At 40.8% G+C, this 21,599-nt stretch carries 12 protein-coding genes, 6 pseudogenes and 1 riboswitch; of the genes and pseudogenes, 6 read left to right on the forward strand and 12 right to left on the reverse strand.

Annotation, left to right across the window (positions count from 1 at the left end; all coding sequences use genetic code 11):
• Positions 1-66: 66 nt before the first annotated feature.
• The gene (gene gldA, locus ACSLFW_RS00215) at positions 67-963 is read left to right on the forward strand and encodes a gliding motility-associated ABC transporter ATP-binding subunit GldA (protein WP_436554154.1); all 897 of its coding nucleotides are present in this window, start codon (positions 67-69) and stop codon (positions 961-963) included.
• A 108-nt stretch (positions 964-1,071) separates the two neighbouring features.
• Here the strand turns inward: gldA and metF are convergent.
• From metF to ACSLFW_RS00250, 7 genes and pseudogenes are all read right to left on the reverse strand, one after another.
• Positions 1,072-2,027, reverse strand: a pseudogene (metF, locus tag ACSLFW_RS00220) (methylenetetrahydrofolate reductase [NAD(P)H]).
• Between the two features lie 89 nt (positions 2,028-2,116).
• Positions 2,117-4,798 (reverse strand): annotated as a pseudogene (metH, locus tag ACSLFW_RS00225) (methionine synthase).
• Between the two features lie 82 nt (positions 4,799-4,880).
• Positions 4,881-5,885 (reverse strand): homocysteine S-methyltransferase family protein, encoded by a 1,005-nt coding sequence (locus ACSLFW_RS00230; RefSeq protein WP_436554155.1) that lies wholly within the window; start codon positions 5,883-5,885, stop codon positions 4,881-4,883.
• Positions 5,886-6,157: 272 nt separating this feature from the next.
• A riboswitch (SAM riboswitch) is annotated at positions 6,158-6,261 on the reverse strand.
• A 64-nt stretch (positions 6,262-6,325) separates the two neighbouring features.
• A complete protein-coding gene (locus ACSLFW_RS00235; RefSeq protein WP_436557350.1) occupies positions 6,326-7,294 on the reverse strand; it encodes an alpha/beta fold hydrolase in 969 nt (322 codons plus the stop codon).
• Positions 7,295-7,431: 137 nt separating this feature from the next.
• Positions 7,432-8,726 (reverse strand): annotated as a pseudogene (locus ACSLFW_RS00240) (O-acetylhomoserine aminocarboxypropyltransferase/cysteine synthase family protein).
• A gap of 464 nt (positions 8,727-9,190) precedes the next feature.
• Positions 9,191-9,811: a T9SS type A sorting domain-containing protein gene (locus ACSLFW_RS00245; protein WP_436554156.1), complete on the reverse strand. Its 621-nt coding sequence runs from the start codon at positions 9,809-9,811 to the stop codon at positions 9,191-9,193.
• Positions 9,812-10,088: 277 nt separating this feature from the next.
• A complete protein-coding gene (locus ACSLFW_RS00250; protein WP_436554157.1) occupies positions 10,089-10,745 on the reverse strand; it encodes a hypothetical protein in 657 nt (218 codons plus the stop codon).
• A 237-nt stretch (positions 10,746-10,982) separates the two neighbouring features.
• Between ACSLFW_RS00250 and metK the strand changes: the two are divergent.
• Positions 10,983-12,233, forward strand: a pseudogene (metK, locus tag ACSLFW_RS00255) (methionine adenosyltransferase).
• An 85-nt stretch (positions 12,234-12,318) separates the two neighbouring features.
• Positions 12,319-13,692, forward strand: a complete 1,374-nt coding sequence (locus ACSLFW_RS00260; RefSeq protein ID WP_436554158.1) for a hypothetical protein — start codon at positions 12,319-12,321, stop codon at positions 13,690-13,692.
• Between the two features lie 77 nt (positions 13,693-13,769).
• Here the strand turns inward: ACSLFW_RS00260 and ACSLFW_RS00265 are convergent, their stop codons facing one another.
• The 4 genes and pseudogenes from ACSLFW_RS00265 to ACSLFW_RS00280 form a co-directional block, all read right to left on the reverse strand.
• Entirely contained in the window at positions 13,770-13,961 is a 192-nt protein-coding gene (locus ACSLFW_RS00265) for a hypothetical protein (RefSeq protein WP_436554159.1), read from the reverse strand.
• Positions 13,962-13,991: 30 nt separating this feature from the next.
• A pseudogene (locus ACSLFW_RS00270) lies at positions 13,992-16,732 on the reverse strand (carboxypeptidase-like regulatory domain-containing protein).
• A gap of 68 nt (positions 16,733-16,800) precedes the next feature.
• On the reverse strand, positions 16,801-17,160 hold the full coding sequence (locus ACSLFW_RS00275) for a GLPGLI family protein (RefSeq protein WP_436554160.1): 360 nt from the start codon (positions 17,158-17,160) through the stop codon (positions 16,801-16,803).
• Positions 17,139-17,765 (reverse strand): GLPGLI family protein, encoded by a 627-nt coding sequence (locus ACSLFW_RS00280; RefSeq protein ID WP_436554161.1) that lies wholly within the window; start codon positions 17,763-17,765, stop codon positions 17,139-17,141. Before ACSLFW_RS00280 ends, ACSLFW_RS00275 begins: the two co-directional genes overlap by 22 nt.
• Before the next feature lie 148 nt (positions 17,766-17,913).
• Here ACSLFW_RS00280 and ACSLFW_RS00285 point away from each other — a divergent pair, with 148 nt between their 5' ends.
• On the forward strand, positions 17,914-18,705 hold the full coding sequence (locus ACSLFW_RS00285; protein ID WP_436554162.1) for a hypothetical protein: 792 nt from the start codon (positions 17,914-17,916) through the stop codon (positions 18,703-18,705).
• Complete coding sequence (locus tag ACSLFW_RS00290; RefSeq protein WP_436554163.1) at positions 18,705-19,319, forward strand: deoxynucleoside kinase; 615 nt, start codon at positions 18,705-18,707, stop codon at positions 19,317-19,319. Before ACSLFW_RS00285 ends, ACSLFW_RS00290 begins: the two co-directional genes overlap by 1 nt.
• A 108-nt stretch (positions 19,320-19,427) precedes the next feature.
• Here ACSLFW_RS00290 and ACSLFW_RS00295 read toward each other — a convergent pair.
• A pseudogene (locus ACSLFW_RS00295) lies at positions 19,428-21,036 on the reverse strand (beta-N-acetylhexosaminidase).
• 40 nt (positions 21,037-21,076) lie between these two features.
• Between ACSLFW_RS00295 and ACSLFW_RS00300 the strand changes: the two are divergent.
• Positions 21,077-21,535, forward strand: a complete 459-nt coding sequence (locus ACSLFW_RS00300; RefSeq protein WP_436554164.1) for a hypothetical protein — start codon at positions 21,077-21,079, stop codon at positions 21,533-21,535.
• Positions 21,536-21,599: the final 64 nt, after the last annotated feature.

Consider the following 21,599-nt stretch of genomic DNA (forward strand, 5'->3'; position numbering starts at 1 on the left):
TGAGTTTGGAAGTTGCACAACGGATTCCAAGTTTAAATTTGTTATTTTTGTTCCAAATTCATTTATATGTCAATCGAAGTCAGTAATATTTCAAAAAGTTATGGTGCGCAGAAAGCGCTTGATAATGTTTCATTTTCTGTAAAGAAAGGTGAAATCGTAGGTTTTTTAGGGCCGAATGGTGCCGGAAAATCAACGTTGATGAAAATTCTGACGACTTATATTAATGCAGATGAAGGAACTGCTTCTGTAAACGGCAACGATGTCAATACACAGGAAAAAGCAGTACAGAAATCGGTTGGCTACCTGCCGGAACACAATCCGCTTTATTTGGATTTGTATGTAAAGGAATATCTTTCGTTCAATGCAGATGTGTATAATGTAGACCAATCGCGCATCGAAGAAGTCATCACTTTAACAGGATTAACAGCCGAAAGTCACAAGAAAATCGGGCAATTATCGAAAGGTTACCGCCAGCGTGTCGGACTCGCGAATGCACTTCTACACAATCCTGATGTTTTGATTCTGGACGAACCAACGACAGGTTTAGATCCAAACCAATTGGTCGAAATCAGGAATGTCATCAAGAATGTCGGAAAAGACAAAACCGTTTTCCTTTCAACACACATCATGCAGGAAGTTGAGGCAATTTGCGACCGCGTCATCATTATCAATCAGGGAAAAATTGTAACAGACAAACAACTCGATAATCTTAAAGAAGAAAAAACGCAGGTTATTGAAGTCGAATTTGATTTTAAGGTTGAGGAACAATTGATTGCTACAATTCCGCAATTGACATCCTGCAAAAACATCCACGATATGACTTGGGAGCTGACTTTTACTACTGAAAAAGACATGCGCCCTGCGGTTTTTGATTTCGCTCAGGCGAATGGATTGCGTACTTTGCAACTGAACCAGAAGAATAAGAATCTGGAAGCGGTTTTCAGGGATGTGACGAAAAAGTAATTGAAAGCACTTCTGCCCTAGCCCGGATAGCAATGGAAATCCTTTTGTCTCGTTTCTTTAACGAGACAAAAGATTGGAATGGATAGCCGGATTAGCTTCAAAAAAAAATTAAAAAACCTCCTTCGCAATCGCCTTGATATTCTCCGCTTTTCCCATCGAATAATAATGCAAAACCGGAATTCCGGCTTGCAATAATTCCTTGCTTTGCGTCGTGCACCACTCGATTCCGATTTGTTTTACGGCATCATTATCTTTGGCTTTTACGACTTCCATGATCAAATCATCTGGTAAATCGACGCTGAAACGGTGCGGCACCAAATTGAGTTGCTTTTTAGTCGCAATTGGTTTTAATCCCGGAATAATCGGCACAGTGATTCCCGCTGCGCGGCATTTCGCCACGAAATCGAAGAATTTTTTGTTGTCGAAAAACATCTGCGTAATGATGTATTCTGCGCCGTTTTTGATTTTTTGCTTCAGAAAATGCAAATCGCTGTCGATACTCGGCGCTTCCATGTGCTTTTCGGGATAACCAGCAACGCCAATGCAGAAATTGGTGTTGTGCGAATTTTGCAAATCGCTGTCGAGATAAACGCCTTTATTCAAATCTGAAATCTGCGAAACGAGCTCCGACGCATAATGGTGACCTTCTTTTCAGGGCGGAAATAAATCTCGCTTTTGATAGCGTCGCCGCGTAAGGCCACGACATTCTGGATGCCGAGGAAATCGATATCAATGAGAAAATTCTCAGTATCTTCTTTCGTAAATCCGCCGCAAAGGATGTGCGGAATGGCATCAACGGAATATTTATTTTGGATGGCGGCACAAATTCCGACTGTCCCGGGTCGTTTTTTTACGATTTTCTTTTGTAATAAACCGCTCGGCAATTCCTTGAATTCGTATTCTTCACGGTGATATGTCACGTCGATGAATGGCGGATTGAATTCCATCAGCGGATCGATGCTGTCAAAAATCGACTGGATGTTTTGTCCTTTTAAAGGCGGTAAAATTTCGAAAGAAAATAATGATTTTCCTGCGGCGTTTTGTATATGTTCGGTTACTTTCATTTTTTTGGGTTCAGGGTGTTAGGTTTAAGGTTCAGGGTGCTCAGTTTGGGTAAAACCTTTTACCCTAAACCCAGAACCCTGTACCAATATTAATCTGCTATATTGGGCGAAAGCCATTTTTCCGCTGTTGCTGTACTTATATTTCTGCGTTTCGCATAATCTTCAACCTGGTCATTTTTGATTTTCCCGAGTCCGAAATACTTACTTTGGGGATTTCCGAAATAATATCCTGAAACGGATGATGCGGGCCACATCGCCATGCTTTCGGTTAAGGTAACGCCGATTTTTTCTTCGACATTTAATAATTTCCAGATGGTTGGCTTTTCTAAATGGTCAGGACAGGCAGGATAACCCGGCGCCGGGCGGATTCCTTTGTATTCCTCTTCAATCAAATCCTGTTTCGATAAGATTTCGTCTGAGGCGTAACCCCAGATTTCCTTGCGGACTTTCTCATGCAAATATTCCGCGAAAGCTTCTGCAAAACGATCGCCTAACGCTTTTATAAGAATGGAATTGTAATCGTCTAATTCGGCTTCGAATTGCTTTGCTTTTTCTTCTACGCCGAAACCGGTCGTCACGCAAAAACAACCAAAGTAATCCTGATTTCCTGAATCTTTCGGCGCAATGAAATCGGCTAAAGCAATATTCGGCGCTCCGGCTGTTTTTTGCGATTGCTGGCGTAAGGTCAGGAATTTTGCCAATTCTTTTCCGCTTTCATCCGAAAACCAGGATGTCGTCATCGTTGATTTGATTGGCGGGAAAAATACCGAGAATTCCTTTTGCTTCGAGCCAGTTTTCACTGATGATTTGCGAAAGCATTTCTTGTGCGTCTTTGAAAAGTGATGTCGCCTGCTCGCCTACAACTTTATCAGTCAGGATTGCCGGATATTTTCCATACAATTCCCACGAACTGAAAAATGGCGTCCAGTCCATATAGTCAACCAGTTCTGAAAGTTGTATTTCGATGATTTTCGTGCCGATGAAATTGGGTTTAGAAGGCGTGAAATTATCCCAATCGAGTTTTAATTTGTTCTTTCTGGCTTCTTCAATAGAAAGGAAATTTTTGTCCCGGCTTCTGTTCAGATAACCTTCGCGCAGCTTGTCGTATTCTTCCCGAAGATTTGAGGCGTAATCAAGTTTAGTCTCCTGTTGCAATAAATTGGTTGCCACAGTTACCGCGCGTGATGCGTCGTTGACATGAACCACGGTTTCTTTATATTCCGGAGCGATTTTCACGGCAGTGTGCGCGCGCGAAGTTGTTGCGCCGCCAATCATGATTGGGATTTTGATGTTGAGTTTGTCGAGTTCTTTAGCCAGATAAACCATTTCGTCGAGCGAAGGCGTAATCAATCCGCTGAGGCCGATGATGTCAACATTTTCTTTTATGGCGGTTTCGATGATTTTTTGGGCGGCACCATTACGCCCATATCAATGATTTCGAAATTGTTGCAACCTAAAACGACTGCGACAATGTTTTTTCCGATGTCGTGCACGTCGCCTTTTACGGTGGCCATCAAAACTTTTCCAGCCGATGAAGATTTGCCGTTTTTTTGTGCTTCAATATAAGGAAGCAAATAGGCAACCGCTTTTTTCATGACACGTGCCGATTTTACGACTTGCGGGAGGAACATTTTCCCGCTGCCGAATAAATCGCCAACGATGTTCATGCCCGCCATCAGGTTGATTTCGATGACTTCGATTGGTTTTGAGGCCAATTGGCGCGCTTCTTCAACATCAATTTCAATGAATTCGTCGACGCCTTTTACAAGCGCATGTGTTAGTCGTTCCTGAACGGGAAGTGAGCGCCATTCCTGAATTGCTTTTTCGTTTGATTTGACGTCGCCTTTTACATTCTCGGCGAAATCGAGCAATCTTTCAGTAGCGTCTTCTCTTCGGTTTAACAAAACATCTTCTACGCGTTCGAGTAATTCCTTGTCAATTTCGTCATAGACTTCGAGCATTTCGGGATTAACGATGCCCATTGTCATGCCGTTTTTTATTGCGTGGTATAAAAACGCAGAATGCATCGCTTCACGAACGCGGTCGTTGCCGCGGAATGAAAATGAAACATTGCTCACGCCACCGCTGACGTGCGCGTAAGGCAGGTTTTCACGGATCCATTTTGTGGCGCGAAAGAAATCAAGTGCGTTTAGCTTATGTTCTTCCATGCCGGTTGCGACGGGAAAAATATTCGGGTCGAAGATGATATCCTCTGCAGGAAAGCCAACTTCATCAACTAAAATATCGTATGATTTTTTGCAGATTTCAATACGCCTTTCGTAAGTATCAGCCTGCCCTTCTTCGTCAAATGCCATTACGATTACCGCGGCACCATATCTTTTGATGCGTTTGGCGTGGTTGATAAATGCGTTTTTTCCTTCTTTTAATGAAATTGAATTGACCACGCTTTTGCCTTGTGCGACTTTGAGTCCGGCTTCGATGATTTCCCATTTCGAACTGTCAATCATCAACGGAACGCGGGCGATATCTGGTTCTGAGGCAATCAGGTTGAGGAAAGTTGTCATCGCATGCACACCATCGAGCATGCCTTCGTCCATATTGATGTCAATGATTTGCGCGCCGCCTTCTACCTGTTGCCTGGCAACATCTAATGCTTCTTCGTAACGCTCTTCTTTAATTAACCGAAGGAATTTTCGCGAACCGGTTACATTGGTGCGTTCGCCGACGTTGACGAAATTGGTTTCGGGCGTGATGATTAAAGGTTCTAGTCCTGATAATTTCAGGTATTTTTTACAGTCAGCTTCTGGCATTTTTATTTTGTTTTACACGAATTTCACAGATTTTACGCCAATTGATTTTCTCTGAATTTGTGGAAATTTGTGAAATCTGTGTTTAATTTTGAGGCTCTAAAATTTTTCTTGGTTGGAATTCGGCTGCCACTTCTGCAATTAATTTGATATGCTCAGGCGTCGTGCCGCAACAGCCGCCAATGATATTGATAAGATTGTCCTGCAAATATTCACGTATCAAAACCTGCATTTCTTCCGGAGTCTGATCATATTGGCCGAAAGCATTTGGCAATCCGGCGTTGGGGTGTGCTGAAATATTGAGCGAGGTATTTCTTGATAATCTTTTTAAATACGGCTTGAGCTGGTCGGCGCCGAGTGCGCAATTAAATCCGACGCTTAAAAGCGGAATATGCGAAATTGAAATCAGGAAAGCCTCGACGGTTTGCCCGGAAAGCGTACGGCCTGAAGCATCAGTAATGGTTCCGGAAACCATGATTGGAATATCGAGATTGCGCTCTTCCTTGACTTCTTCGATGGCGAAAAGCGCAGCTTTGGCATTTAGTGTATCAAAAATCGTTTCGACCAGTAAAACATCGCAGCCGCCATCAATCAAGGCTTCAACTTGTTGCTTGTAAGCAATACGCAAATCATCGAAAGTTACGGCGCGGAAACCAGGATCATTGACATCCGGCGACATGCTTGCCGTTCTGTTCGTTGGCCGAATAGAACCGGCTACAAAACGTGGTCTTTCCGGATTTTTGGCGGTATAAAAATCAGCAGATTCGCGGGCGATTTTTGCTGATTCGTAGTTGAGCTCATATACCAAATCTTCAAGGTGGTAATCGGCCATACCGATTGTGGTTCCGGAAAAAGTATTGGTTTCTACGATATCGGCGCCGGCTTCAAAATATTGGTCATGCACTTGTCGGATTGCCTGTGGCTGCGTAAGTGACAACAAATCGTTGTTGCCTTTCAGCGGGTGCGGGAAATCTTTGAAACGTTCGCCACGAAAATCTTCTTCGGAAAAATTATGGCGTTGCAGCATCGTTCCCATTGCGCCGTCGAGCACGAGGATTCTTTTGCCGATTTCTTCTGTTATTTTAGACATAGTTTTTTGCCACGAAGGTGTTAAGACATGAAGTCAATTTGTAAAAATAGTTTTTAATATAGCCCGATTATCTCAACTCGCTTCTAATTTCATAGGAGTTCGATGAATGCCAAAAGGCATTTGTAGTGGAAATCTTTTAAAACTTCCCTACGCTTCGCTACGGATAATTTTAAAAGATTGCAACAGATAACGGGAACATGGACAACTGAAAATGCCCAGGCCATTTGCTTCAAAAAAATAAATATGTTATCGTGAAAGGAGAGAAATTCTCGTGGTTATCTGTCCCGGCGCGGCCGAGTAGAATGTAGCACCTTCTACAACTGTAGGGTTGCTAAGGCTTCAACGGGTCTATTCCCTCGGCCTTTCGTGATAACGGCAATAAGTTTATGAGCACTGCAAATTACGGCAATAGATTTGGTTTTTGCAAGGATGGAGCGAAATTATAGCGATAACGTTTTCGCTATGTGAGGCGTCAGGCGGTAGTGGCCGTTCTGCTGTTTCGGGATTTGGAAAATTGGATTCAAGATTGACGACAGTTGTTCGAATTCGATTAAAAAAGCATCGTGCCCGTGAATGGATTTTATTTCGTGGTAAGTTATATTCTTCTTAATGGGTTTGAGGATTTCGTAAGTTTCCAGGGTTTGGTCAGCGGTGAAAAGCGCATCGGTATCGACAGCAATCAGGTGAATATTGGTTTCTGTTTTTTGTAATAGCGATTTAAAGTCTGTACGGTTTTGGGTGATGTCAATCGTTTTCAACAAATGGTTCATCAATTTATAAGAAGAAAGCCGGAAGCGGCTTTTAAGTTTTTCGCCGTGATTAAACAGCCAGTTTTCAATGCTGTAATTTCCGTATTCCTGCTGCCGATGAAATTTTTGGTTGAAGGATTGCGGCGTACGATACAAAAGCATGGCATGTTGGCGCGCATCGGCAATCGGTTGGTCAGAATTGTTAAGGATGTTGTCCTGAACTTTTACGTTGGCGATGAGCCAGTCGGTCGATTTCCAATCGGTTGCAATTGGGATTAAATGGGTTACTTTTTTAGGTTGCGAAGCTGAAATTTCCCATGCGATGGCACCACCGAGGCTTCCTCCGATTACGGCAAAAAGATTTTCAATTTTTAGCCTGCGCAATCCTTCCCAGAATATTCCTGCGATATCACGTACAGTGTAATCTTTGTAGTTGAAAATCAAATTGTCGGGATTAATGTCAAATCCATTTCCGGGAATATTGAACGCAATGACTGTGAAATTCCTGGTATTTATTGTTTTATTATCGCCGATTAAATCTTTCCACCAGCCGGTTTCGCCTGAGACATTTGAATTTCCGGTTAGGGCATGATTTACTAGTACTACCGGAGCTGTTCCGATTTTGGCCGAATTTCTGGTAAAATAACGGTACGTAGATATTTTTTCCTGAAGACAATTCGAAGTTGAAAATGTCTATTTTTTTTAATTGTGTTTCCATAATGGGTTTTAAAAAGGCTGCCGCCGAAAAAACGTTGGCAGCCCTTGACAAACAAACAAAAAACAAATATTACTTTACTTTAAATCAGTTGAGGCGATTTAATGGTTTCAAACACCGCTTTCAGGTCGGCTTTCAGGTCTTCAATATCTTCCAATCCGACGGAAAGGCGAATCAAATCTTTGGACACTCCGGTGCTTAATTGCTGCTCTTCCGTGAGCTGTTGGTGTGTGGTGCTCGCCGGATGTATAATCAGCGATTTTGTATCACCGATATTCGCCAGCAATGAAAATAATTTCGTTTCATCGGCTACTTTTTTCGCAGCTTCATAGCCGCCTCTCAGCCCGAACGTGACGATACCGCTTTGTCCTTCCGGCAAATATTGCTTTGCAAGCTCAAAGTGTGGAGATGTTTCCAAACGACTGATAATTTACCCATAAGACTGCTTCCTGGGTTCGCAACCATTTTGCAAGAGCAAGTGCATTTTCGCTGTGCTTTTTGATTCTGATCTCGAGTGTTTCTAAGCCTTGAATAGTTTGGAATGCATTGAACGGACTCAAAGCCGCCCCGAAGTCGCGAAGTCCTTCAATTCTTGCTTTTGCGATGAATGCTGCATTGCCGAGAGCCTCGTAGTATTTCAGTCCGTGATAACCGGCTGAAGGTTCTGTAAATTCAGGGAATTTGCCGTTTGACCAGTCAAAGTTTCCGGCATCGATGATTGCGCCGCCGAGCGAAGTTCCATTTCCGGTGATGTACTTTGTCAGGGAATGGATAACAATGTCTGCGCCATGCTCGATTGGGTTTAGCAAAAAGGGTGTTGCGACTGTATTGTCAACGATAAATGGAACTTTGAAAGCTTTTGCTTCTTTTGAAATTGCTTTCAAATCCAATACATCTAACTTTGGATTACCTAAGCTTTCAGCGAAAAATACGCGTGTATTTTCCTGTGCAGCATTCTTGAAATTTTCCGGGTTGGACGGGTCTACGAAAGTGGTGGTGATGCCGAGTCTGGGCAAGGTAACATTCAATAAATTATAGGTTCCGCCGTATAAACTATTGGAAGCAACGATGTGGTCGCCGGTTTTAAGCAATACTAATAATGCTGTCGTTAAGGCAGAAGTTTCGCAGGCAGTTACTACAGCACCAATTCCGCCTTCAAGAGCTGCTGAATCTTTGCTCAAGAATATCATTGGTCGGATTGTTAAGCCGTGTGTAAATGAAACCGGGTTCTGCAAGTCCGAATAAATTTGCGGCGTGATCAGCATTGTTAAAAACATAAGAAGTCGTTTGATAAATTGGAACGGCTCTGGTTCCGGCGTTTTTAGTTACATCGTGCCCTGCGTGTAAAGCGTTTGTTGAAAATTTTAGTGTGCTCATGATATTATATTTTATTATTGTGAATTGGAATTTTTTTGAAATAAAAAAAAGCCCTTTTGGATGGCTGCCAAAAGGACTTTTAACACTGATATATAATCTGATTAATCGTTCACATATGGCAACATTCGATTTCGGCGCAGATACACGCCATACAACACATTGTCATTTTTACTATTGTTACCATTGTTTAATTTCTGTTTACGAACTAATTTGAAATAAAAAAACCCCTGCGGTTGGCAGAGGTTCAATTGTATATTTTAATGATTTAAAATTATGCAATAGTGTTCTCTGTGGAAGTTATCCACATCATACAGCACATATTGCAAATTGTAAATTTCATTTTTATTGCTTTTTAGTTCAACAAACTTCTGAACTATTTCCGGATTTACCAAACAGATTTTGAATTTTAACACTAATAAAAAAGCCTCCCATTCCTGGGAGGCTTTTAGTGAAAACTATAATGATTATTTTTTCATTATTTTTTTAACTACTGTACCACGGTCAGTGTTTACATTAACCATGTACATACCTGTAGCAAGATCAGAAACATTTACTTTAGCTTCTGCACCGTTAGCAGTGATGTTTTTAACAGTTCTTCCGTTCAAATCTGTAACAGAAACTGAAGTGATGTTAATGTTCTCAGTGTTAGAGATTGAAATAAGGCTAGTTGCAGGGTTTGGCAAGATTGAGAATTTACCTGCCAATACATCTCCTACGCTAAGAGGAGAAGACACTTTGAAATTGTCAACAAGAAGTCCTAAGTCACCCGCACCATCATTTACCGGAGAATTGTTAAGCAAAGAGAAGAAATAGGTTCCGGTTGCAGTTGGCGTAAAGTTTACTGATTTCATTACATAATCTGTATTTTCAATTCCGCTCTCACTTAATAAGTTAGCTGTGACAGATGCCTCATCAGGCGCAGTACCAACAGCGAATACATAACTTGATGTTCCAAAATCATCAGGATTAGGACGGTATTGTCTAATGTAAAAAGAAACTGTATAGGTCAAGTTTGCAGTAAGGTTTATACCTCTTGTAAATACAAAACCATCTGCATCTCCGTTAGTATTTCCTAAAGAAACCAATTCACGTGATCCATCCTGTGCTAAAGCAGCACCTGTATTAATAAACCAGTCTCCGTTAGTAAGAGCATCCGGAGCTGGTCTGAACCTAAAAAGTCTAAATTTGTCTGAGTTTCAAAACTTTCTACGTATTCAGGGGTAACCGGGTTGAATGGCGTTGAAAAGCTAAGCGCATTAGACCAAATGCTATAATCAGTTCCTCCGCAAAAAGTTCTTACGTAGAACGTGTAAACTGAACTTGGTGATAAAGTGTCAAAAGTTATCTCAGGAGTTGAAACATTTACGATTGTTCCTGTACCTTGTGTAAAGCCTTGTGCTGCCACTCAACCTGATAACCTTGAGGTGATCCTCCTGTAGGAGCAGTCCATCCGATACTAGCAGTTGTTTCTGTTGGCAATTCAAGGAATTGAAAACCAGTAGCTTTAAAACAAGTCTGAGGAGTAAAAGCGAAAGAAAATGAAAATGAAGCGGCGCTCCACATGTTATCCCAGAAAATGTAATAAGTGGTATTAGCATTTACTGAAAAGTCAACAACTCTAGAACGGTAATCTTTTAACGCATCGTTTGGGTTGCTAGGGTCAACATCGTCACTAAAAGCCGCGCAAACAAGAGTACCACATGTTCCGGTAAAAATAGACAAACGTGTATCTGTTCCGGTTGAGCCGGAAGGATTTGCAGCGATAGCAGATGAAACTGTAATAATCCCAGGTGTGCTAGGTGTATATTTGTACCACATACCCTTTGGTGGAATAGGATTGTCTGGATCTACATCTGAACTGTTTGAATTAAAACACAAGTTCCCCGGATAAGCACCTGTGATCGTAGGAACTACAGTAGTGCCATTTGTAGTAATATTTACCGCATTAGCACATGAAGTTTGTGCATAAGTACCAGCAGCGCTAAATACCAAGGCAACAAAAAGTAAAAGTTTTTTCATAATTTTATTATTAATAGATTATTGATGGGTAAAAATATAAAAAAAACCAATACTAAAAAACTTATTTTTACTTTTAATAACAAAATCGTTTTCTATATTTGCAAGCGAAAATAAAAGAGGAAAAATTTGACTGATTGCAACCTCACTAAAAAATGCTAAAGCAGACCTTCTCCTTTAGTATTTTCCTGCAAGCTTGCTTATTATTCCAAAAAAATTAATTAAAAATATATAGTAATCATGGCATATTTATTTACGTCAGAATCCGTCAGCGAAGGCCACCCGGACAAAGTTGCAGACCAGATTTCAGATGCATTAATCGATAATTTCCTGGCATTCGACCCGGAATCAAAAGTGGCCTGCGAAACGCTCGTTACTACAGGACAAGTCATATTAGCCGGCGAAGTGAAATCAAAAACTTACCTCGACGTACAGCAAATCGCAAGAGACGTTATTAGTAAAATCGGCTATACTAAAAGCGAATACATGTTCGAAGCCAATTCATGCGGCGTGCTTTCTGCCATCCACGAACAGTCACAAGACATTAATCAAGGCGTAGATCGTGCCAGCAAAGAAGAGCAAGGTGCCGGCGATCAAGGAATGATGTTTGGATATGCAACTAATGAAACCGAAGATTTAATGCCGTTAGCGTTAAACTTGTCGCATAAATTATTACAGGAATTAGCAGATTTGAGAAGAGAAAATAGGGAAATCACTTATCTGCGCCCTGACGCAAAATCACAAGTTACATTAGAATATGACGACAACAACAAACCTTCAAGGATTGACGCTATCGTGATTTCCACGCAACACGACGATTTTGATGAAGAAGCGGCCATGCTGTCAAAAATCAAGAAAGATATTATTGAAATCCTTATTCCGCGCATTATCGCAAAGAATCCGCAATATGCGCATTTGTTTAATGACAAAATCCAATACCATATTAATCCGACCGGAAAGTTCGTTATTGGCGGGCCAGCACGGAGACACCGGATTGACCGGAAGAAAAATCATCGTTGACACTTATGGCGGAAAAGGAGCGCACGGCGGAGGTGCTTTTTCAGGAAAAGACCCAAGTAAAGTTGACAGAAGTGCTGCTTACGCAACACGTCATATCGCAAAAAACCTTGTTGCTGCAGGCGTTGCCGATGAAATTTTGGTACAGGTTTCTTATGCAATTGGTGTTGCAAAACCGATGGGGATTTTCGTAGAAACCTACGGCACATCGAAAGTAAACCTCGCCGATGGTGAAATCGCCAAGAAAGTCGAAGAGATTTTTGATATGCGTCCGTATTTCATCGAACAAAGACTAAAACTGAGAAACCCGATTTACAGCGAAACTGCAGCGTACGGCCACATGGGCAGAAAACCGGAAACCGTTACCAAAACGTTCAAATCGCCTGCCGGAGAAGTAAAAACCTTGACTGTTGATTTATTCACCTGGAAAAGCTTGATTTTGTAGACAAAGTAAAAACGGCATTCGGATTGTAATTCGAAACCTCATTTATAAAAAGCCTGACAGCAATAACCTGTCAGGCTTTTTTTATTATTTTTACTTCAACATTACATTTAAAGAATGCAGAAAATCTACCCGCTTTTATTTAAACCTGAAGATCCGCTTATCCGAAATCCGAACTATTTATTGTTACTCGCGGTTTTCAATGCGGCTTTACTGATGAATTTTCACGATCAGGTATTGAACCGGAAGGTCATTACGATAGCGGTATTATTAATGGTAATCTTCAATTTGATCAATTACAGGTTGTGGTGGGCAGGCGTTGTGACGATTTTTATCAGCTCGTATATTTTTACGCCGAGATTTCCACGGATACCGAACCATTGCAACATTGAAGTGCTATTGTATCCGTTGATTCTGGGATTGCTTTATTATAAATTACTGAATAGGAAATTCTCCATTCCGCCACATTTGGTCAATGCACTCTTCCGGATTACGCTGGTGACGGTCTACTTTTACACCGGATTTCACAAACTTAACACGGCTTTTATGGATACTGAAGTGAGTTGCGTCAATTCTATCAACGAAACAGTCGTTTTGAATTTTAGCGGAGTCGATTATGAATTTCCACATTATGTTTCGACGATTTCACAATTCGCCACACTGTTTTTAGAAATGATTTTGCCGTTTGGATTACTTTTCCATACCACAAGAAAGTGGACAGCAATCATCTTTCTCGCCTTTCACTTTTATCTTTCTTTCACTGTTTTTGCAGCTTTCGGCGCGTTTGCAGCCTTTATGATTTTAGGATGTTTGCTTGATTTTAGCAGTTTTGAAATGAAAGAAAGCACCGTAAAAGCTTTCCGGATTTATCTGAGTTTCATCCTGTGTGGATTTTTTACGAAATTCTGCCTGATCCGATATGGCGCCAATGTGTATACGATAAGTTTCATCAACGGCAGCATATTCAATATCGGCTACGCGATTTTCTTTTATTTCATCATTAAGAATTATCCGCAGAAACAAATCGGTAATATCCCTTTGCGGCAAAAATGGATATTAGCAACGGTTGTCGTTTTGATCAGTTGCTGGACACTTAAAAGTTATATCGGCCTGGGGAATGCCGCCAATCTTACGATGTACAGCAACCTCGTTACCGAAAAAAGTCGTTCCAACCATTTGTTTATCGACACTAAAAAAACAAAGGTTTTTAATTTTGAAGAAGACAACTTATTGGTAGTTGAATTACCTGAACCCCTTAAAAAACACAAATTCGAAGGCTATAAATTGCCGTTGATAGAATTCCGGTTTCTTTCGAGTCAATGGTGTGAAAAGTACCATGACATCAAATTACCCTGCCGTATTGTCTATAAAAACGATACTATCGCCATCGATGACCTGCACAAATCAGAATTTTCAAAATCAGAATGGTGGTATAAGTATGTGTATTTCCGGAAGATCCAACCGGAAGGCGCCAATAAATGTTATTGGTAATTATCCAGCGCGATAAATCATATAAAGCGCCAGCAACACTGAAAGCAACATAAAACCCAAAGCCATATAATATTGCGTCAGGCGTTTTCCGTCTCTTTATCACGAATGTATTTTCTTACACCGAGTACAATCAATGCTGTAACCATCGGAAGCAAAATCATCAATTTATATTTCGCGCCGATTGCTGTGTAATAATTCATCAAAAAACCGGAGAACACGCACAATAGCGCGAGCGATTTAAATATTCTGTCTTCTTTGGTAACTTGCATCGTGTGGATTTTTCATTAAAGATACAAAACTTACAGATTATATTTCATCGAGAAAATGATATAGCGTGGCTGCACGACATATTGTGATGTACTCACAACCGGCGGCGAAAAGCTGTCGTCATTTAATGATGTCGTGTTGAGCAAATTCGTCACGCCAACTTTATATTCCCATTTGCTGTCTTTCTTTTGAAAAACAAGGCTGGCATCGAGAAAATCATATTCGTTGTCAACCGGAGTGTCATTATTATTGTTGGTGTAGTGGTAAAAACTGTAATCGGCAACAAAAGCCAGACTGTCAAAAAAGTAATAATCAAGCCTTGCAAAAGGCCTTTCTGTGTAAAAAGTTGTCCCTGAATAAGTGTTAATTCCCAAATTGTAACCGATTTCAATATTCGGTAAAGTCTTATAATTCGTCGAAGCCTTGATTGTATAGCTGTGCGTAAAGGATTCTTTAGTTTCTATGAATTCAGAATTATCAGCCGCGTTTCTCCTGATATTATTAGCTTTCGTCCAGGCGGCACTCGCGCCAATCGACGCTTTATAATATTTGAAGAAAGAACGCCCGTAATTCGCCGCACCCGAAAGGCTTTCATCAGGGAAATTCGAAGAGATATTTTCGGCTGTCGAAACCTGATTGTTGCCTAAAAATAAATAATTCGACTTAATCGCATTCACTCTTCTGGTGTAATTGATGTTCGCAAAAATATTCGTGAAGTTGAACATATTGTACTTGAAATACCGCAGCGAATGCACCTGTAAAGTCGCACTTTCCAAATTTCTGTTACCACTGAACAACGAATTATAATTGGAAAGCGTCACATTTTCAGCAAAGCGGTTGATATCCGTAAAATCACTCGTAATGGCAAAATTATAGCTCAGCGTTTCTGATTTCTTGATTTGGTATAACGCAAAAATATCTGGTTGAATTCTGTAAAAATCATCACTTACGGTTGTTCCTTTCTGGTCGTTATGCGTATTGAATTTGTGTACGCTGAATCCCGGATTGACCGTGAATTTTCCTGTGATGAATTTGTAATGCAATCCGAGGAATACATCATTAAAACTATAAGTCACGTCATTTGTCGTCAAATCCTGGTTCAAATTGTTACGGTTGCCATTATCCAAAATCTGGAAAATATAAGAATTGAAATCCTGATGCGAATTCGTATTGCCGAGCGTGAGGTTAATGTTGCTTTTCGGCGTCAGCATGTAATAATAATCGAGTTTTGAATCGAGTTTATTCGTGCGGACAAAACGTTGCTGGTTGATATTAAATCTATCCTGCGAAACGATGCCAAGTTGCGATGCCGCCGCATCCGGAAACGGACTCACACCCAAATCCGGATTGTAAAACGGATCTTCATTGGTGTACAAATGCTGCATTTCTAAAGCAAATACATTCTTATCGTCCATCGTATAATATAATCCGAAATTCTGGTTCAATGAAACCGGACTTTGCTTCTTGATTGTATTGACGTTTTGGCTTTGGCTGGTGTCGGGAAAAACTTCTGAAATCAGTTGCCCGTCTTCATCCTGAGAAGATAATTTTAACAATGCATCGTAATCAACCTGCAATTTTGTATTGGGTTTATAACTTGAACTTAATTTGAATAGTCCCAGATTACTTTTTTGATGTGTAGTTTGGTTACGATTTTCTGTCGACGCCACTTCGTCGGAACCGGGTTGCTGGATAACAGTCTGCGTCTTTGTCTGCAAATCTGTCAACGTTGAAGAGCCGATTGCAAATCCGCTGATTGTCCAGGCCTTTGTTGGATTGTAAGAGAAATTGGTAGCACCAAAATCAGTTTCGATTTCTTTTGCGCGGTTATTCCGCAACAGCGAAAGTCCGAGGTCATTCGAAGAAATATTGAAATTCGTCCCGCCTTTCTGCATCATATTCCGAAAACCGCCTGTAAATTTGAAATAATCCTGCGGCGTGAATGGCAATTCGCCGATATTGTTGAAATTCCCGATCAGGTTGACGCTGTATTTCGGACTGTAATAAAACAATTTCGGGTTCACCACATAACGGCTGTCGTCGTGCCCTACTCCTATTCCGGCGGTCATATCGCCAAACCAGAAATTCTTCTTGCCATCTTTCAATTTGATATTCATGGCGATGTTGTCCTGATTGTTTTCGAGGCCTTTTAGTGCGCTGATGTCATTGAAATTACGCAAAACCTGCACCTTATCAATCGCGTCGGCCGGAATATTCTTGACGCCGAGTTTGGTATCGCCATCGAAGAAATCCTTGCCTTCAACCATAAGTTTCTGTACTTTCTTACCTTCGACTTCAATTTCACCATCGGCATTGACTTCTACTCCGGGCAGTTTTTTAAGAACGTCCTCGAGTTTTTCTCTGTGCCGGTTTTGAAGGAATCTGCGTTGTAAACAATCGTATCGCCTTTGATTGAAACCGGCATTTCCTGAACAATTTCAACACCTTCAAGATCGATGCCGCCTGCTTCCATGGTAATGGTGCGTTTGATGTTTTCACCTTGCGTGACGATGCTGATGTCCTGGCTTTTCATTCCCAGAAAACTCAGCCTGATGCTGTAATTCGCGTTTGCGTTCAGGTTCAGGATGAATTTGCCTTTATCGTTGGTGATTGCGTAGGCATCCATCGCTTTGGTATCGAGGTTTACCGCCATGACATTGGCCATTTCAAGCGGATTTTTATCCTTGTCCTCGATGACGCCTTCGAATTTTATATTTTGGGAAAAACCGATTGCAGTGGTTAAAAATGAAAGCAGTAAAAATATCTTTCTCATGAATGGATAAGTGTAAACTTTGGGATTTTACGAAAAGTAATTTTTTAAAGCCATTAAGCCATTAAGTTTCATTTAGAAATCCATAATAACTTTAATGCCTTAATGGTTTGAATATTCTTTGAATTTTTAATATTAAAAACCTCCCATCGGTCTTCTTCCTCCTCCGCGGCCTGGTTCATTTCTTTGAGTTCAGCAGTTTTATCGGCGACGATTTTTTCGTACTCTTTCTGGCTTACGACCTGTCCGTTTTTCGGCGCTTTGATTTCAGCTTTTTCTTTAGAATTGAGTACGATTTTCGAACATAGAATTGTAGTCTTTCCATCATTCACTTCTAAAATCAGTCCCGGCAATCCCCAATAAGTTTCAGGCCTTTGATTTACCGGAATATCCGGCGTATACCAAGCCGTTACGGTAGTTTCTTTCGGCATTTCGAAATTATCCATGAAATTGGTCTTGCTGTCATCTTTCTTTTCCGTTGCCTTCTCACCTTCTTTTTCTCTTCGACTTTTTTCGGGCGCATATTCCTGAAATCTGTCGGATTTACGGGAACGATTGCCGTTGCTTTGTAACAAGTGTATCCGCCGATTTGCCTGGTTTCGGCTTCCATTTTCCAATTAAGATGCTTCAGCGAATCTTTTACAAGAAATTCTTTTCCCATGAATTCGCGGTCAACGGTATAGCTTTTGTCTTTTACATTTTTGTAGAAAGTGCCGCCGCCGCCCATGAATGACATCATCATCCTTCGGCCGCCGCCCATTCCGCCATCCTGACCGGGTGTGTCGAGTTTTTCTTCTTCCTTATAAATAGAAGATGATTTATCAAAATTGAGGATAAAAGTTTTTTCCAAAGCTTTTTTCATGCGGTCTTCGATCATTTTTTGCATGTCGGGCGTTAATTCCCTTCCACCCATGAATTGCTTGACATCTGGCGCGGAAGTCTTTGATTCATAAACCGCCATTCCCTGAAAATCCTTTTGCGCGTGCAAGTGCATTGTTGCTGCAAATGCCATAAATACGAATACAATCTTTTTCATAATTAATGCTGTAAAGTCAATAACAAAGATGACGAATTGCCTCGTGCTTTGTTACAAATGTTTTGTTAAATATATGTATTGGAAATCTTTACGCTTCGAAATTATTTCCAATTACTATCTACGTGATTTTTCGTAATTTGGTGCACTTATGAAAAAACTACTCGCCATCCTCATCTGCTTTACGATTCATTTTGTTTCCGGACAAACCCGTCAGGTTTTAGTTTCGCCGATGGATGAACTTAAAATTAACGCAGGCAGCTTCGCCGGAAATGATGAATTCGGGTTCAGTTACTTCATCAAAGACAATGCATTTTTCAAGCTAAAAAATGGTCAGTCAGTCGAATATAAGAACCTGTCTTATGGAAAATTAGCGAAAGTTGATTTGCTCAATCCGTTGAAAATCGTGCTTTTTTACGAAAATTTCAATACGATTGTTACGCTTGATAACCAGCTTAATGAAACGCAACGCATTAGTCTGTCCGAAACTGAACCTTCAATTATCGTTTCGGCAACCGGAATGGCGTCGCAAAACCGATTGTGGATTTTCGATACGCTTTCGCAGAAATTAGGGTTATACGACTACCTTAAAAATGCCTACACTTTTATAACGCCGCCTTTTCAGGGGAACTTCAAATATTACACGACCGATTTTAATTATTTCCAATGGATTGATGAAAGCAACAATTGGTTCCGTTGTGATGTATTTGGGAAGATTTCGAATTTAGGGAAATTGCCTGATTTTGATGCCATTCAAATTACCAATGAACAACTGATTTTGTTTTCAAAAGACGGCAAATTATTCCTCAATGATCCGAAAAACAACAAAACCTACATTGTTGATAATATTGATAAATCAGCCAAAAGTTTTTTTCTCAAAGGACAAATTTTAGCTATTTTTACAGACCACGGAATTACGAATTATAAAATCACAATACCATAATGCACATAGCAGTAGCAGGAAATATCGGAGCAGGAAAAACAACGCTGACGCGCCTTTTGGCGAAACAGTTCAAATGGGAACCGCATTATGAAGACGTCGTTGACAATCCGTATCTGGATGATTTTTACCACCAGATGGAACGCTGGTCATTTAACCTGCAGATTTACTTCCTGAACAGCCGGTTCCGCCAGATATTGCAAATCCGCGAAAGCGGTAAGAAAATCATCCAGGACAGGACGATTTATGAGGATGCGCATATTTTTGCACCGAATTTACATGCGATGGGATTGATGACCAATCGTGATTTCCAGAATTATTCCTCTTTATTTGAATTGATGGAAAGTTTGGTCAAAGCGCCGGATTTGCTCATTTATCTGAGAAGTTCGATTCCGAATTTGGTTGGGCAGATTCACAAGCGCGGCCGCGATTATGAAAATTCTATTTCGATTGATTATTTGAGCCGCCTTAACGAACGATATGAAGCCTGGATTCAGACTTATAACAAAGGAAAACTTTTGATTATTGATGTTGATAATATTGATTTTGTCAATAATCCTGAGGATTTGGGGATGATCTTGAATAAGATTAATGCGGAGTTGAACGGACTTTTTTAGAGTGATCAGTATTCAGTGCCCGGTAATCAGTCCGTTTGCGCTGAGCACAGAGCACCGAATACGGAGCACCAATTTATTGTTTCAAAACTGCTTTACTGTAATTCACTTTCAATTTATCCAATAAAGCCAAATGCGCCAACAGCCTTTTCTTAAAATCGGCATATTTTGATGCGTCGGATGTTCCCAAACCACTTCAGACAAAGCCGCCATTCGCGGAAAAACCATATATTCTACATGTTGCGGCGTAGCAATATATTCGGTTCACAAATTGGCCTGCGCCCCTAAAATATATTTTGATTCTTCTTCATTCAGACCTTCAGGGATTGGTTGGTAAGCATATACTTTTTCCACCGTAATATTGCCACCGATCGCCAAAGGTTCATTTGCAGGATCGCCTTGGTATTGGTCGAAATAACAGTGAGAACCCGGTGACATTACTGCAAAATGTTTTTGCTTTGCGGCAGCAATTCCGCCTTCGGTGCCACGCCAGCTCATAACAGCAGCGTTGGGGGCTAGTCCGCCTTCGAGAATTTCATCCCATCCGATTATTTTTCGCCCTTTCAAATTCACGAATTTTTCAATCCGGTTGATGAAATAACTTTGCAGTTCATGTTCGTCTTTCAATCCTTTACTTTTAATCAATTCCTGGCAATGCGGACAGGATTTCCAGCGTGTTTTGGGGCATTCATCGCCGCCAATGTGGATGTATTCTGACGGAAATATATCGATGACTTCCGAAAGGACATTTTCAAGAAATGTAAAAGTTTCATCTTTCGGACAGAAAACATCTTCCAACACGCCCCATTGTTTCGACACTTCGAACGGACCGGCCTGTGCATGACAATTCCGGATATGCAGCCAAAGCCGCTTGTGCATGACCGGGCATTTCAATTTCCGGAATAATGGTGATATGGCGCGCACTTGCATACTGAACGATATCGCAAATTTCGTCTTGTGTATAAAATCCGCCATAACGTATATTGTCGTATTTCTGGTCGTTGTAATGGCCAACCATTGTGCCATTTCTGAAGGCACCTATGCTGGTGAGTTTCGGATATTTTTTAATTTCTATACGCCACCCTTGATCATCCGTGAGATGCCAGTGAAAGGTATTCATTTTATACATCGCGATGTAATCTATATATTTTTTCACGAAAGCCGGCGGAAAGAAATGCCTCACCACATCGAGGTGCATGCCACGCCATTTGAATTTTGGCGCATCGTTAATTTCGAGGCACGGGATTTTCATGGTACTTCCTTTTTCGGTAGGCAGCAATTGCAGGAAAGTCTGTATGCCGTAAAAGATGCCTTCGTTTCCGGCTGCTGTGATGTAAACTGTATGATCGGTAATTACAAGCTGGTATTTTTCTTTTGAAACGGTCGAATCGGCATCGATGCGTTGTAAGACGATTTCGCGTACAGTTGGTTTATCGGACGTTTTCAGTTTTAATGCGTATTGTTTTTGGATATAATCGCTGAGGAACCAGCTTTCGAAAGGGCTTCCGGCGGCGCGGATTGTCGTAGCGCTATTGAGTATGAAATTACCTTTATCGGTTTTCAGGGATTGCGGTTGCGGGATAAGCGGCAATGTATTTTGTGCCAATCCGGAAGCTGTGAGGAGTAAAAAGAAAATGATCTTTCTGAGCATGGGAATTGTTTTGGCTAAAGGTAGGAAAAAGTCGGGCGTAAAAAAATCCCGCTTTTTGTAATTTAGCATAAAATGATGTAGGTTTACTAAACAATTTAAATCTTAAAGAATGAGAAAAATAGTATCATTAGCAATTCTGGCAATTGCCGCATTTACATTCAGCGGGTGTTCAGGAGATGAAAACGACAGTGAATCAAGCATAATTGCAACCATCGGCGGCGAAAGATTCACATTTGATCAGTTTGCGGTTTTGCATGACACTTATACAATCGATGATATCGAATATGAATTGATTACAGTCGGAGGAATATCGAGCACTTCTGTAAACGAAATATTATTTGATGTTACGAAAGGCATAACCGGTACTGAAAATGTCGAGCATATAAGATTTAAATTAGACGGAGAATACTATTACGGATATACAGATGGCGATTTTAACGTAAACATAACTTCCAATAGCCCCAACGGACATAGGATAGTAGGCACTTTTAGTGGTAATATCCATAGCGAAAATACTAACCGTACCCTCATTGTTACCCATGGATCATTAAATATTATTGTGAATTAATGTAAACTCATTTATTGCTATATCCTATTAAATTAAAAACGCCTGCTCTATGGAAGCAGGCGTT

Origin of the sequence: Flavobacterium sp. 3HN19-14 (genome assembly GCF_051373205.1) — a bacterium.
Classification (GTDB): Bacteria; Bacteroidota; Bacteroidia; order Flavobacteriales; family Flavobacteriaceae; genus Flavobacterium.

Bases quoted from the DNA above. Each gene is read 5' to 3' on its own strand.
- gldA (WP_436554154.1), top strand. From the start codon at position 67: ATGTCAATCGAAGTCAGTAATATTTCAAAAAGTTATGGTGCGCAGAAA.
- ACSLFW_RS00230 (WP_436554155.1), bottom strand. From the start codon at position 5,885: ATGTCTAAAATAACAGAAGAAATCGGCAAAAGAATCCTCGTGCTCGAC.
- ACSLFW_RS00250 (WP_436554157.1), bottom strand. From the start codon at position 10,745: ATGAAAAAACTTTTACTTTTTGTTGCCTTGGTATTTAGCGCTGCTGGT.
- ACSLFW_RS00260 (WP_436554158.1), top strand. From the start codon at position 12,319: ATGCAGAAAATCTACCCGCTTTTATTTAAACCTGAAGATCCGCTTATC.
- ACSLFW_RS00265 (WP_436554159.1), bottom strand. From the start codon at position 13,961: ATGCAAGTTACCAAAGAAGACAGAATATTTAAATCGCTCGCGCTATTG.
- ACSLFW_RS00275 (WP_436554160.1), bottom strand. From the start codon at position 17,160: ATGCCGAAAGAAACTACCGTAACGGCTTGGTATACGCCGGATATTCCG.
- ACSLFW_RS00280 (WP_436554161.1), bottom strand. From the start codon at position 17,765: ATGAAAAAGATTGTATTCGTATTTATGGCATTTGCAGCAACAATGCAC.
- ACSLFW_RS00285 (WP_436554162.1), top strand. From the start codon at position 17,914: ATGAAAAAACTACTCGCCATCCTCATCTGCTTTACGATTCATTTTGTT.
- ACSLFW_RS00290 (WP_436554163.1), top strand. From the start codon at position 18,705: ATGCACATAGCAGTAGCAGGAAATATCGGAGCAGGAAAAACAACGCTG.
- ACSLFW_RS00300 (WP_436554164.1), top strand. From the start codon at position 21,077: ATGAGAAAAATAGTATCATTAGCAATTCTGGCAATTGCCGCATTTACA.